Source organism: Streptomyces sp. NPDC003016, assembly GCF_053591455.1.
Map to the genome: position 1 here is coordinate 41975 of NZ_JBSFTV010000014.1, position 13352 is coordinate 55326.

The following is a 13352-nucleotide window of genomic DNA, read 5'->3' on the forward strand; positions in this document are numbered from 1 at the left end:
CCTGACCCGGAAGATCAGACAGCGGGCACCGGCTCCTTCGCCACCGCCCGCTCGTCCAGCGACACCGGGTTCGGCTCCCGGTGCGGCGCGCACTGTGCGCGCCGCACCGGCGTCCGACCGGTCAGGAGATACGTCTCCAGGTGACCGTTGACGCACGCGTTCTCGCCGCCGCCGATGCCGTGCGTGCCGGAGTCCCGCTCCGTGACCAGCACCGAGCCGGCCAGCCGCCGCTGAAGCTCCAGCGCGCCCGGGTACGGCGTCGCCGCGTCCCGCTCGGCGGCCAGGATCAGCGTCGGGGGCAGCTCACCCGGCCCCGTACCGACGTCCAGGGGCTGCTGCCGCGGCGCGCTCCAGTAGGCGCAGGGCAGGTTCATCCACACGTTGTCCCACGTCTCGAAGGGCGCGCGCAGCGCGAGCCGGCTGTTGTCGCGGTTCCACACCGACCAGTCGGTCGGCCAGGGCGCGTCGTTGCACTCGACGGCGGTGTAGACGGCGTTGCCGTTCTCCTCGCCCTGCATCGACTCGGGCCGGGGCGACGCCTGCTCGATCAGCGGCTTCGGATTGCCCTTCAGGTACTCCGAGAGCGCTGTGGCGCGCATCGCCCAGTAGTCGTCGTAGTAACCGGCGCTCAGCATCGCGGCCTGGAGCTCGCCGGGGCCCACCGTCTTGCCCGCCGGTTCGCGCGAGAGCCGGGCGCGGGCCTTCTCGTAGCTGAGCCGGACCTCTTCGGGCGTGGCGCCCAGACGGTACGTCCGGTCGTGCTTGGCGACCCAGGTGCGGAAGTCCTTCCAGCGCCCCTCGAAGGCGAGCGACTGGTCGAGGTTGTTGCGGTACCAGATCTGGTGGGGATCGGGGTTGACCGGCGAGTCGAAGACCATGCGGCGTACGTGGGAGGGGAAGAGCGTCGCGTAGAGCGCGCCGAAGTAGGTGCCGTACGAGGCACCCATGAAGGTCAGCTTCTCCTCGCCCAGCGCCGCCCGCAGCACGTCCAGGTCGCGGGCGTTGTTGAGCGAGGTGTAGTGGCGCAGCGCGCTGCCCGCCCTGCGGGCGCAGCCGCCGGCGTACGCCTTGGCCCGGGCGATCCGCTGCTGCTTGTACGCCTGGGAGGGGTGCGTCGGGGCCTGGCTGGGCGCCTCGGCGAAGTCCTCGGGGTTCTGGCAGGACAGCGGGGCCGAGCGGCCGACGCCGCGCGGGGCGTAGCCGACGAGGTCGTACGCCGCGCCGGTCCGCTTCCACTCGGGCATCACGCCCGCCATCGGGAAGGACATGCTGGAGGCGCCGGGGCCGCCGGGGTTGTAGACGAGCGCGCCCTGGCGTGCGGCACGCTTTCCGGTCGCGCGGGCACGGCTGACGGTCAGTGAGATCTGGCGGCCGCCGGGGTCGGCGTAGTCGAGGGGGACCTTGAAGGTGCCGCACTGGACCGGTGCGGGCAGGCCCTCGGCCCGGGGACACGCGCCGAAGGCGATGCCGGCGGCGGCCGCGCGCTGGGCGGCCAGCGCGGTGCCGCGGACCTCGGCGGGGACGGGGGGTTCGGCGCTGCCCGCCGGGGCGGCGACGAGGGAGGTCAGGGCCAGGGAGCCGAGGGATGCCAGGGCCCCGTACGTCACCAGTGCTCTCATCGCGTTCCCTTCGTGCAGTTACATGACAAAAGGGATACTTCGCGGGGCGGTTGGCGAAGTAAAGCACCGGTGGGCGGTGTCGGGGCCGATGACCCCGACGCGCCGTGAGGACGGCGCGCACCCGCCGGCCGGTGGCGGAGAGCGGGGGCGTTCGCCCGTCAGGACCCGCCGCCTCCGCAACTGGACCCGCCGCCGCCTCCGCAACTGGACCCGCCGCTGCTGCCGCAGCTGGAGCCGCCGCCGCCGCTGCTGCCGCAGCTCGATCCGCCGGAGCCTCCCGACCCCGAGTCGTACCCGGAGCCCGAACCGCCCGGGCCGGAGCCGCAGCTCGAAGCGCCGGAGCTGGAACCGGCGCACCAGACCACGGCCACCGGCGCGTAGGCGGTGCTGTGGTTGCCGTGGTCCGGCGACGGCCTGCGGGAAGAGGCACGGGGAATGCCGGGGGTCAGCCGCGCCGCCGTCCGCAGCTGCTCCCACAGCGCGTGGTCGGGCAGCGCCCGCAGGCCGTTCAGGGCGACCAGGTGGCCCACGTCGGACCGGTCCGCGTGCGCGGCGCGGTACGCCCTGACCGCCGCGCGGCCCGCCGGGGTGACCCTGGCCCCCGCCCGGGACGCGTTGACCGCGCCGCACACGATTCCCAGGACCAGGGCGGGCAGCACCATGAAGACGAACGGGACGAAGGACTCCGCCACGATCGACACCATCACCGTCACCACGAGGGAGACGGGCAGCCCGAGGATGCACGCCACCAGCAGGGCGATGCTGCCGGAGCGCCACTTACGGGCCGCCTGCGGCTCCACCATCAGGCCGCGGAACGCGAGGCTGTCACCGATCTCCTGCACCGCCGCGCTGCGCATCACCGCGTGGCGCAGGGTGTGCAGCGCGCCGTTGGGCGCGGCGGCGAGCTCCGCGAACACGGTCCGCTCCACCGGGTCGCGGGCGAGGGTGCTTTGCGCCGAGGCGATGCCGGGGCCGCCGATCGCGAGGCGGCCGTCGGAGTGCATCGTGGCGAGCGCGGTGTCCACGGCCCCGGAGGGACCGCCGTTCAGGAACGCGACCTCCATGAGGTCGTGGACGTGGGCGGGGCCGCCGCCGGAGGACCGGCGCAGGGACCGGACGCCGAGGGACAGGGTGAGGGAGGCCGCGACCACGGCGAGCGTGATCAGCAGGGCCGGAACGGCCAGGGTCATGGGCGTGTCACTTCCTGAGGAGTGCGGCACGCGCCGCACGGACGAGTCGGGTCGTACGGCGAGGCGGGCGCGGGGCCGCCCGGTCCTGCCACCAGCGGGTCAGGTGCCCGCGGGCGACGTCGTCCCCGGGCCGGCCGGTGGCCAGCAGGTGCTCGGCGAAGTCCAGCGCGTCGCGGCGGTAACCGGACGACATGGGGCGGGACGCGGCGTACGCGAGGAACGCGGCACGGTAGCCGGGCCCGAGGATCTCCGGCAGTTCCGGGGCGACCTTGGCCACGACGTCGGCCCGCTTGCCGGCGAGCGCGCGGCTCTGCACCCGCAGGCGCGCGGCGTCGAACCCCGCGGGGGCCGGGGCCCCGGCGACGAGCGCGGAGAGCAGCGCGGCCTGCGCGAGCGCGACGTGCGTACGGGTGGGAGCGGGGACGGGGAGGGTGGCGCACTCCGGGCCGTCGCCGTCCGGACCGCCGTCGGCGGCGCGTGCGGGGCGGAGCCGTGCCGGGGCTTCGGCGCGGCCTCCGGCCGGCGGGCCGGGAGCCCGGCGTTCGGGCACGAGGCGGCGCGGGGCCGCCAGGGCCGTGCGGATCCTCGTCAGTTCCCCGGCCAGGTCCTCCAGGGGCGGGAAGTTGTCGTCGCGTTCCAGGAGGACGCCCGGAGGGTCGGTGCGCGAACGGAGGTCGGACAGGATGTCGAGGACCGGCCGGGGCACCGGATGGGCGTGCGTGTCGTGCCAGACGCCGTCCTTCTCGGCGCCGCCCGCCACGTGGACGTACGCGATCGCCTCCACCGGGAGCTCGTCCAGCGCGGCCGACGGGTCCTCGCCCCGGTTCACGTGGTTGGTGTGCAGGTTGGCCACGTCGATCAGGAGGCGGACGCCGGTCCGTTCCACCAGCTCCGCCAGGAACTGACCCTCCGTCATGTCTTCGTCCGGCCAGTTGACCAGCGCCGCGATGTTCTCCAGCGCCAGCGGCACCGGCAGGTGGTCCTGCGCGATCCGGACGTTCTCGCACAGCACGTCGAGCGCGTCCCAGGTGCGCGGCACCGGCAGCAGGTGCCCCGCCTCCAGAAGCGGGCTCGCCGTGAGGGGGCCGCCCGCCCGTACGAACGCGATGTGCTCGGTGACCAGCGGGGACCCCAGGGCCTCGGCCGTCGCCGCCAGGTCCGCCAGCCGGCCCTCGTCCGGACGGCCGGCGCCGCCCAGGCCCAGCGAGACGCCGTGCGGAATGATCCGCGTGCCGCGTGCGCGCAGCCGGAGGAGGGAGTCGGGGAGGTGGCCGGGGCAGAGGTTCTCCGCGACCGCCTCGACCCAGTCGACCCCGGGCAGCCGTTCCACCGCGTCAGCTATTTCCGGCCGCCAGCCGATCCCCGTACCGAGACGTTCCATGGTTCCCCCTCCACCGTTTCGTGCAGGGGTGATGGCCCCGGCGGGCGGCGCCGAATCCACGGGAGGGGACGTTCAGAGGTTGATTTGAGGTTACGGCGACGGTTCGGGACGGTCCGTATTGACCGCCGGGCCGCCGATCTCGCCCTCCGGTCGCGCGGAGGGCCGCGAGGTGAAGGTCCGGTCACCGGTCGGCTCCGCCGGCGGGGCCGAGGGGACCGTGACCGAGCCGTCCGGCGGCGGGGGACCCGAGGGACTGGCGGTGGCGGTGCCCGCCGCCTCGTTCGCCAGGGCGTCGAAGTCGACCAGGCCGGTGGCCTCCAGCATGGTGATGTGGTCGAGGACGGTCTGGTTGGAGTCGGACGCCAGCTGCCGGATGAGGCTGTTGCGGGTGGTGTGCCGGACCTGGGCTATCAGGGAGAAGACCTTGCCGTGCGCGTTCCGCAGGATGTTGGCGAACTTGCGCTCGTACTCCCGCCCGCTCGCCGCCGACAGCTCCCTGAGCCAGCCCTGCTGCTGCTCGGTGGGCTGGTTGGGCAGCGGTACGCCGAGCTGCGCGGCCACCGTACGGGCCCGCCTGTCGAGGTCGGTGTGGCCGACGACCAGGTGGTCGCCTGCCTCCTTCATCGCCTCGCTCGGGGCACGTTCGATCGCCTGCTGTCCGGCGGGCAGCTCCCACAGGCCCGCCAGCCGCACCTTCACCAGCAGATCCCGGTCGGTGGCGGAGAGCGGGCCCCACTGGGTCGCGACCGTGGAGGCGTTCAGGTTGGCCTGACCGGTGCCCGAGCGGTCCGCGTAGGACCAGACGGGGAAGGCGAGCGCGCCGATGGTGGCGACAAGTGCCGCGATGACGAGCGCTGTTCCGTTGATGCGTCGCAACAAGATGTCTCCCGGGCCGATGCGTGACACCGTCGAACCAACCGTCTGCCGGACGGCCGGACAACCTGCTTGCAGGTATCCGTGGGTACGTGTGACGCATCCGACGCGTTCAACGGCGACCAACGGCGCACGGGAGAGGCCCGGTTCAGGGACGCGGCGCCCGGCGCAGCGCCGGATGGTCCGCGACCACCGTGCAGGAGCCGGGCGCGATCTCCGTGAACCCCGCGTCCCGCACGACCGGCAGCCCGCCGGTGGTGAGCTCCCGCCACCGCCCGGCCTCGGACGTACGTACCGCGAGCGGGAAACCGGCGGCCTGCCACGCCTTCCGCTCCACCTCGGACAGCTCCCACCAGGCGAGCTGGGCCCCGTGGCCGGCCTGCGCCATCGCCTTGCCCGCCGACATGTCCAGATCCGGACTCAGCCACAGCACCGCGCCGTCGGCAGGGGCCGGGGCGGGCGGCTCGGGATCCTCCAGGTCCGTCCCCGAGACCTGGAGCTTCGCCAGCTCCTTGGGCCAGCCGTCCAGCGGCACGGGCGGGAAGACCCGCACCTCCGCCGTGTTCCCCGCGGCCTCTGCGGCCTCTGCGGCCTCTGCGGCCTCTGCGGTCCCTGCGCTTCCCGTGACCGTGATGCCCGGCAGCGCGGACGCCTTGCGCCACTCCGCGCCGCGCGCCCGCCGCACCACCTTGCGGATCCGGGCATCCTGCCAGAGCCGCATGACCTCGGCCCATTCGCCCTCGCCCAGCGACCGCTCGTCGGAGAGCATCACCAGCACCGCGCGGGCCGCGGTCTCCAGGGCGTCCGTACGGGCCGGCGGGTCGGTCTTCTCGATGTGGACGACGAGGGGCAGCACGAACTGCGGGGCCTCGTCGCGCGCCGTCCGCTCGTGCCGCAGGGGAGTGCCGGGGGTCTCGGGGATGCCGTTGTCGCTCACCCGGCCCAGTCTGCCAGTCGGACCGGGGGACGCCTCCTCCCCGGGCAGCTTGGCGGAACCAACGGCTCCGGGCGAGGATGCTCGGCATGAAGAGCGATCTTTTTGCCACAGAGAACATGGCGCAGCAGGCCACGGTCCCCGGAATGACCCTCCAGAACGCCAAGTCGGTGAAGTACGCCGTCAACGGCGAGATGCACGCCCGGCAGGGTTCGATGATCGCCTTCCGCGGCAACCTCCAGTTCGAGCGCAAGGGCCAGGGCATCGGCGGCATGCTCAAGCGCGCGGTGACCGGCGAGGGCCTGGCGCTGATGGCCGTGCGCGGCCAGGGCGAGGCGTGGTTCGCGCACGAGGCGCAGAACTGCTTCATCGTCGACATCGAGCAGGGCGACGCGCTCACCGTCAACGGCCGCAACGTGCTGTGCTTCGACGCGTCCCTCTCGTACGAGATCAAGACGGTGAAGGGCGCCGGCATGACCGGTGGCGGCCTCTTCAACAGCGTCTTCACCGGACACGGCAAGCTCGCCGTGATCTGCGAGGGCAGCCCCATCGTGATCCCCGTGACCCAGCAGCAGCCGGTGTACGTCGACACCGACGCGGTGGTGGGCTGGAGCGCCCAGCTCAACACGTCGCTGCACCGCTCGCAGTCGGTCGGCTCCATGATCCGGGGCGGCTCGGGCGAGGCGGTCCAGCTGATGCTCCAGGGCGACGGCTTCGTCATCGTCCGGCCGAGCGAGCTCAAGCCCGAGAAGCCGGCGTCCGGCTGACGGCGCCGGGACCCGTCGGGAGACCCGTCGGGGCGGGCCGCCGGTACGGTATCGGCGGCCCCTGGCTCCCGCGCGGCCGAGTAGGCTCGTACGCGTGGACGAGAAGACCCCGCCGTACGCCGAATGTGTGCTGTGCCGGAAGCCGACCGAGTACCCGGAGTCGGTCGAGGGCGTCGTGTACTGCCCCGTCTGCGAGTGGCAGGAAGCGCAGCGCACGGCCTGCTCGGGGTGAAAACCGGTGGACAGCCCGCCGGGCGTTCGGGATCATCCGCACGGTGACCGATCGAGACCAGCAGCACCAGCAGATCAGCTTCGTGGAATTGAACGGGGCGGTCATGACCGCCCTGCTGGACGGTGACCTGGCCGGCGCGAGTGCCGAGGCCGGGGTCGCCCTGACCGGCTTCTTCCTGACCGACAGCGCGTTGTGGCTGTGGCGCTACCGCCTCGGGCAGATGGCCGGCGACCCCGCGCGGGCGCACTGGTGCGGGCGGCTCGCGGTGTGCGGGCCCGGCGGCGCCGTCGTCGGGCACGGCGGATTCCACGGACCGCCCGACGACCGGGGCATGGTCGAGGTCGGCTACGCCGTCGACCCCGCCTTCCGCCGCCGGGGATACGCCAGGGCCACCCTCACCGAACTGCTGCGCCGGGCCGCCGCCGAGCCGGGCGTGACCACGGTCCGGGCGTCGGTCCGGCCCGACAACGTGGCGTCCCTGGCCACCATCGCCGGCTTCGGCTTCACGGAGGCCGGCGAACTGTGGGACGAGGAGGACGGCATGGAGACGCTGTACGAAGTACCGGTCCGTTCCCTCGGCTCCCTCTCCCTCAGCGCTTCATGAGCTCGGACACCTTCACGAAGCGGTAGCCGCGCCCGCGCAGCTCCGGCACGATCCGCAGGACCGCCTGCTCGGTCACCGGCGCCGCGCTGCGCGTGCAGTGCATCACCACCACCGAGCCCGGCCGCACTCCCGCCAGGACCTGCTCGGCCACCGCTTCCCCGTCGCGCGCGAACGCGTCGCCGCTCACCACGTCCCACTGGACCGCCGTCACCTTCGCCGGGGCCAGTGCGCGCAGGGCCCCGTCGTCGTAACAGCCGCCGGGGAAACGGAAGTACGGGACGACGTTGCGCGCTCCCGCCTTGCGGAACGCGGTGAAGGCGCGCTCCACGTCGGTGGACATCTGCCGCGCGGAGACCGTCGGCAGGCCGTAGCAGGGGGAGGTGAAGGCGTGGTGGCTGTACGAGTGGTTGGCGATCTCGAAGAGCGGGTCCCGCCCGATGGAGCGTGCCTGGTCCGGGTACTCCTCCGCCCAGCGCCCCGTCATGAAGACCGTCGCCGGCACCTTGAGCCTGCGCAGCGAGGCGATCAGGGCGGGGTTGTCGAAGCGCTCGCCGTCCGCCGCCCGTGGGCCCTGGTCCGCCGTCATGTCGGCGTCGAAGGTCAGCGCGACGGTTCTGGTACGGGTGTCGAGGGCGCGTTCGAAGACGGGGGTGAGACCGCCGGGGCCCGCCGCGAGGGTGGGCGGCGCGGCCCGCTCCGGTGACGGGGCGGAGGCGGGCCGCCCGGGGGCGGAAGCGGAGGCCGAGGGCGGCCGGGTGGCGAGCGCGCCCTGTGTCCCGCTGATGCCGCTGCCGCACCCGGCGAGAGTCGCGCCGAGTACGACCGCTGTAGCCAATCTCCGTACAAAAATGATCACTGACGGAAAATATACGATTATCAGTCAGGTTTCCGGCTGCTACGCGGGCGCTGCTGCCGAACGGGTGTCGGACCGGGCGGCGAGAGAGCTGGAGTACCGGCGCAGCAGCAGTACGGCGGTGGTGGCCAGACCCGTGAGCAGCCCGAGCCAGATGCCGAGCGTGTCGAGCCCCAGCGGCCGGGCCAGGAGCCAGGCCGCGGGGAGGCCGACCGCCCAGTAGCCGATCAGGGTGATGCGGAAACCGCTCCTGGTGTCGTCGAGGCCGCGCAGCAGCCCGACCCCGATGTTCTGCGCGCAGTCGAAGAACTGGAGGAAGGCCGTGACGACGAGCAGCTGGGTGGCGATGGTCAGCGCCTGGTCCGAGCCGGAGTCCAGGAAGGGGCGCAGGACGAGTCCGGGCACGGTGAGATAGACGGCGCCGACGACCGCCATGACGGCCGCCGCGCAGGCGAGCGCGGTGTTCTTGATGCGGCGCGCGTCGTCGGTGCGGCCGAGGGCGAGCTCGCGGCTGACGTGGATCGACGCGGCGTGCGAGAGGCCCACGGCCACTTGGAAGACGATGTAGACGAGCTGGTTGACGGCCGTGTGCGCGGCGAGGGCGGCGGGCCCGAAGGCCCCGGCCATCAGCGCGGTGACGGAGAAGAACCCGGCCTCCGAGCCGTACGTCGCCGCGATCGGCACCCCGAGGCCGACGAGGTGCCTGACCACGGCCGGATCGGCCTCGGCCACGTTCAGCGTGAGCAGGGGCGCCAGCTCGCGGTCCCGCTTCGCCGAGACGTACAGGGCGACGAAGGACAGGAGGTGGACGGCGGACGTGGCGACGCCGATGCCGGTGAGACCGAGCTGCGGCAGGCCCCAAGTGCCGTGGATCAGGACCCAGTTGAGGCCCGCGTTGACGGCGATCGACGCGATGGTGATCTGGAGCAGCGCCTGCGGCCGGCGCATGCCGACCGTGAACTGGCGGACGGCCTGGAACCACAGGCACGGCAGCAGGCCGGGCGCCAGGGCGAGCAGCATGGTCCGGGTCAGCTCGACGACGGCGGCGTCCTGGCCGAGCCGTACGAGCACCTGGCCGACGAGGATCATGAGTACGGCGCCGACGACACCGGCCAGCGTCGCCACGGCCATGCTCGCGCGCACGACGGCGCGCACGTCCTCGCGCCGCTCCTCCACCCGGCCGTCCGGTACGCCCTGGGACTCCGCGTCCGCGGCGGCCTGCTCGGCGCGGGCCGCCGCCGCGGCGACCTGGTTGCCGACAGAGGTGACCAGGCCCACGCCCATGGTGCGCAGCTGGTTGAAGATGACGAGGGCGAGGCCGCCCGCCGCCAGTTCCCGCGTGCCGAGCATGCCCATCATCACGGTGTCGGTGGTGGTGAGCGCGACCTGCGCGAGCTGGGTGAGGACGAGCGGGACGGCGAGGGCGGCGAGGGCGCGGCTGTCGCGCAGGAGAGTGGTCGGCATCAGGGTCATCGGTTCCGGCGGAGTTTGGTGAGGAGCTCTTCGATCTCCCGCTCGGCGGCGGGGTCGAGCAGGCCCCGCTCCCGCATCCAGTCGTCGTCGTAGACGCTGTCCATGTACTTCTCCCCGCCGTCGTTGACCAGCGCGACCATAGTGGTACGGGGCGGGAGAGCGGGCAGCCGGGTCAGGGCTTCGTGCACGACGCCTCCCGCCGACCCGCCGATCAGCAGGCCCGTACGCGCGACGGCGCGGCAGGCCGCGAACGCTTCGACGTCCCCGACCTTCACGCCCTCGTCGATCAGGCCGAAGTCGACCAGGGCGCCTATCTCGGCCCCTTCGGGGGTTCCCGTGCCCGACTGGTAGTAGTCGTGGGCGGGGCCGCCGAACGCGATCGACCCCTTCGGTTCGACGCCCACGGTCGAGAAGCGGGGGACGAGCCGGCGCAGCTCGCGGGCGGTGCCGCACAGGGCTCCGCCGGTGCCGACCGCGCCGATGAGGACGTCGAGCCGGCCGTCGAGGGCCTCGTGGAGTTCGTGGGCGACGGGGTGGTAACCGACGCCGTTGCTGGGGTTGTTGTGCTGCTCGGTGAAGACGGTGTTGTCCCGGCCCCGGGCCAGCTCTTCGGCGAGTTCCTCGCGGGCCGCCGTGGCGAGCTCTCCGGTGCCGTCCTCGTCGACGTACACGAGCTCCGTGCCCAGCGCCCTCATCGCGCGCAGTTTGTCGGTGCAGGCGTGGCTGTCGACGACGGCGGTGAAGGTGTAGCCGCGTTCGGCGGCGACGACGGCGAGCCCGAGGCCGGTGTTGCCCGAGGTGGACTCGACGATCCGGCCGCCGGGGCGCAGTTCACCGCGCTCCTCGGCGTCGGTGATCATCTGGCGCGCCATCCGGATCTTCGCCGTGCCCGTGGGATTGAACATCTCCAGTTTGAGCAGCAGGCGGCTGCCGGTCTCGGTGGTGGCCAGCTCCAGCAGAGGAGTGCGGCCGATGAGGTCGGACACGCGGGAGACCACGGCGGGGCGCTGAAGTGCTCCGGACATTTCACATGCTCCTGTCAGGTGAAGTGACGGTCCAGCCGCCAGCGCGGTCGCGGGCGTTCGGTGTGGTCGACGACGACCTTCGGCGGGATGGGCAGATCGTGGAAGGGCGACTCGTTGGAGTCCATCTGGTAGCCGGCGGTGTTGGGGTAGACCAGCAGGTCACCGATGCCGGGCCGACAACGGAAGGGGATCTTCCGCCAGCTGACCATGTCCGACTCCAGGCAGGTCGCGGCCCCGACGCAGGCCGGCCACGTACCGGAAGGAGCGTCCGTGCGGAGCGAGATCAGATGCGGATCGGGCAGGTACTCGCTGTTGAACCACTGCTCCGACAGGCTCAGACTGCTGCCGTCGACGGTCAGCAGCCGGTGGCCGTCCCGTTCCTTGACGCCCTGGACGCGGAACACCGTCGCGCCCGCCCGGTCCAGCAGGGCGCGTCCGGGCTCCGTCAGCAGCTCGACCCCCGCCTCCTTGAGCAGCCCGGCGAGACTCCCCCCGTACCCCTCGGGGCGGGCCGCCAGGAGGGCGCGCAACGCGTCGGCTCCGGCGGCCGGCGCGTAATAGGGGTAGAAGTCACCGCTGTCGAACGACTTGCCCGCGTGGTAGTGCCCGCTGCCCTGCTCGCTGAGGAAGGTGTGCCAGCTGTCCGCGTCGGTGTAACTCACCGGCAGGCCGCCGCCGATGCTGACGCGGCAGGCCTCCAGGCCCTGGACACGGGCCTTGAGGCACAGGCCGACGAGGTGCGCCGCGAGGTCGGCGCGCGGCTGGATCGCGTATCCCGACAGGTGGAAGCTGTAGCCCTCCATGCGTACGGCGTCACCCGCCCGCAGGCACACTTCCGTCGCGGTGGCCAGCTCGGCGTCGTTCATGCCGAAGCGGCTCTGCCGCTGGTCCGGCGGCAGGCAGCGCAGCAGCAGCCTGGCGGGGCGCCGGGTGCCGCTCAGCGCCGTGGCGACGAGCGCGTCGAGTTCGTCGAGCGCGTCGACGGAGACCAGGGCGCCGTGCTGCGTCGCGAGCCGCAGCAGGCCGGGGTCCTTCGCCGGTCCCGTGACGACGATGTTCTCGCCGCGTACGCCGTGCCCGAGGGCCTCCCGCAGCTCGCCCGCCGACGCGACGTCCACGCCCGCGCCGTCGAGGGAGCAGCGCTCGACCCACAGGGCGGCCTTGTTGGCCTTCTTCGCGTAGTACACGGACCCGTCCACGCCCGCCTCGTCCAGAGCCGCCCGCAGCTCCCGGAGATTGGCGTCGAAGGCCTCGGGCAGCAGGAAGTGGAACGGGCCCCCGAGGGCGTACGAGAGTTCCTCCAGCAGCCCGCTGTCGAGGACCGCGGCGGTGGCCGGGTCGGGCCGGGCGGGCAGCGTGGGCCAGCCGGCGGCGCTCACTGCCACAGCGCCACCTCGGTGCCCAGCCCCTGGGCGATGGCGAGCTGGGCGAAGCGGTGGCCGAGGGCGATGTCGGTGACGACGAGACCGCTGTTGTACGCGAAGATCCGCTCGCCGGGGGAGCGGCGGCCGACCGCCGCCCCCGCGATCACGGGCGGGAACTCGGCGTCGACGGCCGGGAGTCTGCCGTCGGCGTCGGCCATGTCCGTGCCGGTGATGTTCATCTGCGCCTCGCTCGTGGCGACGACCCGGTCGGCCCCGTGCAGGGCCGAGGGCGCGAGGCCGTGGCCGACGAGCACGGACAGCGCGCCGGGCCTCAGCCACCCGGCCTCGACGGCGGCGGGCGTGTGGGGCCCGGCGGTGGCGACCACGACGTCCGCTTCACCGGCGGCGGACCGCAGGTCGGTGACGGTCTCCACGTCCCGGTCCGGGAAGTGGGCCCGCACCTGCTCGCGTACGGCGGCGATGCCGTCGGGATGGGTGCCGGACAGCATCAGGCGGTCCAGGTCCGGGAGCGTGGTGAGCAGGAAGGGGAGCGCGAGGCGGCCCTGGGTGCCCGTACCGATGACGAGGGCGCTGCGGGCGCCGGGGGCGGCGAGTTCGCGCGCCAGCAGCGCGGAGACGGCGGGGGTGCGCAGCGAGCCGATGCGGGAGCAGTCCATCATCGCCAGCGGAAGGCCGGTGACGTCGTCGTACAGGGTGAGCGCCGTGTAGTAGTGCTGCGCGCCGCGGTCCTTGTCGAGGCCGTGCTTGTACGAGGTCTTGATCGCGACGACGTCGCGGGAGCCGTCCCGGCCGAGCATCGCGTACGCCACCGAGTGTCCGTCGCGCGGCTTGACGGTCAGCTTGCGCGGGTTGTCGGACGCTCCGGCGTGCAGGGTGCGGTAGGCGCTCTCCACCGTGTCGACCACGTCGGCCAGGGATATGTCGATCCCGGCCAGGTCACTGGTGGAGAGGATCCGCAGGTGCTTGTCGTCGGGGGCGGCCGGTGTGCCGGTCATGGTGGGTCCCTCCGGTCCGTG

13 protein-coding genes are annotated in these 13352 nt (G+C 73.1%); 3 read left to right on the top strand and 10 right to left on the bottom strand.

Annotation, left to right across the window (positions count from 1 at the left end):
- Nucleotides 1–14 precede the first annotated feature (14 nt).
- The 5 genes from ACWDZ4_RS14405 to ACWDZ4_RS14425 form a co-directional block, all read right to left on the bottom strand.
- A complete protein-coding gene (locus tag ACWDZ4_RS14405) occupies nt 15–1619 on the bottom strand; it encodes an alpha/beta hydrolase (protein ID WP_451508705.1) in 1605 nt (534 codons plus the stop codon).
- 158 nt (nt 1620–1777) lie between these two features.
- Complete coding sequence (locus tag ACWDZ4_RS14410; protein ID WP_451508706.1) at nt 1778–2809, bottom strand: TIGR04222 domain-containing membrane protein; 1032 nt, start codon at nt 2807–2809, stop codon at nt 1778–1780.
- A 7-nt stretch (nt 2810–2816) separates the two neighbouring features.
- On the bottom strand, nt 2817–4190 hold the full coding sequence (locus tag ACWDZ4_RS14415) for a DUF692 domain-containing protein (protein WP_451508707.1): 1374 nt from the start codon (nt 4188–4190) through the stop codon (nt 2817–2819).
- Nucleotides 4191–4280: 90 nt separating this feature from the next.
- Nucleotides 4281–5066, bottom strand: coding sequence for a DUF4142 domain-containing protein (locus tag ACWDZ4_RS14420; protein WP_451508812.1), 786 nt, complete (start codon nt 5064–5066; stop codon nt 4281–4283).
- Nucleotides 5067–5211: 145 nt separating this feature from the next.
- Nucleotides 5212–6000: a peptidyl-tRNA hydrolase gene (locus ACWDZ4_RS14425; protein WP_451508708.1), complete on the bottom strand. Its 789-nt coding sequence runs from the start codon at nt 5998–6000 to the stop codon at nt 5212–5214.
- An 86-nt stretch (nt 6001–6086) separates the two neighbouring features.
- On the opposite strand from ACWDZ4_RS14425, the gene ACWDZ4_RS14430 reads away from it, so the two are divergent.
- The 3 genes from ACWDZ4_RS14430 to ACWDZ4_RS14440 all read left to right on the top strand — a co-directional run bounded on the left by ACWDZ4_RS14430 (nt 6087) and on the right by ACWDZ4_RS14440 (nt 7600).
- A complete protein-coding gene (locus ACWDZ4_RS14430; RefSeq protein WP_451508709.1) occupies nt 6087–6764 on the top strand; it encodes an AIM24 family protein in 678 nt (225 codons plus the stop codon).
- Nucleotides 6765–6858: 94 nt separating this feature from the next.
- Nucleotides 6859–6996 (top strand): hypothetical protein, encoded by a 138-nt coding sequence (locus ACWDZ4_RS14435; RefSeq protein ID WP_451508710.1) that lies wholly within the window; start codon nt 6859–6861, stop codon nt 6994–6996.
- Between the two features lie 43 nt (nt 6997–7039).
- On the top strand, nt 7040–7600 hold the full coding sequence (locus tag ACWDZ4_RS14440; RefSeq protein WP_451508711.1) for a GNAT family N-acetyltransferase: 561 nt from the start codon (nt 7040–7042) through the stop codon (nt 7598–7600).
- Here the strand turns inward: ACWDZ4_RS14440 and ACWDZ4_RS14445 are convergent.
- The 5 genes from ACWDZ4_RS14445 to ACWDZ4_RS14465 are packed head-to-tail and all read right to left on the bottom strand — an operon-like array spanning nt 7587 to nt 13331.
- Nucleotides 7587–8435, bottom strand: a complete 849-nt coding sequence (locus tag ACWDZ4_RS14445) for a polysaccharide deacetylase family protein (protein WP_451508712.1) — start codon at nt 8433–8435, stop codon at nt 7587–7589. The two genes, ACWDZ4_RS14440 and ACWDZ4_RS14445, sit on opposite strands and share 14 nt — an antisense overlap.
- A 60-nt stretch (nt 8436–8495) precedes the next feature.
- Nucleotides 8496–9917, bottom strand: a complete 1422-nt coding sequence (locus ACWDZ4_RS14450; protein WP_451508713.1) for an MATE family efflux transporter — start codon at nt 9915–9917, stop codon at nt 8496–8498.
- Nucleotides 9918–9922: 5 nt separating this feature from the next.
- Entirely contained in the window at nt 9923–10951 is a 1029-nt protein-coding gene (locus tag ACWDZ4_RS14455; RefSeq protein ID WP_451508714.1) for a cysteine synthase family protein, read from the bottom strand.
- A 14-nt stretch (nt 10952–10965) separates the two neighbouring features.
- Nucleotides 10966–12336 carry a Y4yA family PLP-dependent enzyme gene (locus tag ACWDZ4_RS14460; protein WP_451508715.1) on the bottom strand — a complete coding sequence of 457 codons (1371 nt, stop codon included), beginning with the start codon at nt 12334–12336 and terminating at the stop codon, nt 10966–10968.
- On the bottom strand, nt 12327–13331 hold the full coding sequence (locus ACWDZ4_RS14465) for an ornithine cyclodeaminase family protein (RefSeq protein ID WP_451508716.1): 1005 nt from the start codon (nt 13329–13331) through the stop codon (nt 12327–12329). Before ACWDZ4_RS14465 ends, ACWDZ4_RS14460 begins: the two co-directional genes overlap by 10 nt.
- Nucleotides 13332–13352: the final 21 nt, after the last annotated feature.

Excerpts from the sequence above, each read along its gene's own strand:
- ACWDZ4_RS14405 (WP_451508705.1), bottom strand. The coding sequence starts at position 1,619 with ATGAGAGCACTGGTGACGTACGGGGCCCTGGCATCCCTCGGCTCCCTG.
- ACWDZ4_RS14410 (WP_451508706.1), bottom strand. The coding sequence starts at position 2,809 with ATGACCCTGGCCGTTCCGGCCCTGCTGATCACGCTCGCCGTGGTCGCG.
- ACWDZ4_RS14415 (WP_451508707.1), bottom strand. The coding sequence starts at position 4,190 with ATGGAACGTCTCGGTACGGGGATCGGCTGGCGGCCGGAAATAGCTGAC.
- ACWDZ4_RS14430 (WP_451508709.1), top strand. The coding sequence starts at position 6,087 with ATGAAGAGCGATCTTTTTGCCACAGAGAACATGGCGCAGCAGGCCACG.
- ACWDZ4_RS14450 (WP_451508713.1), bottom strand. The coding sequence starts at position 9,917 with ATGCCGACCACTCTCCTGCGCGACAGCCGCGCCCTCGCCGCCCTCGCC.
- ACWDZ4_RS14455 (WP_451508714.1), bottom strand. The coding sequence starts at position 10,951 with ATGTCCGGAGCACTTCAGCGCCCCGCCGTGGTCTCCCGCGTGTCCGAC.
- ACWDZ4_RS14465 (WP_451508716.1), bottom strand. The coding sequence starts at position 13,331 with ATGACCGGCACACCGGCCGCCCCCGACGACAAGCACCTGCGGATCCTC.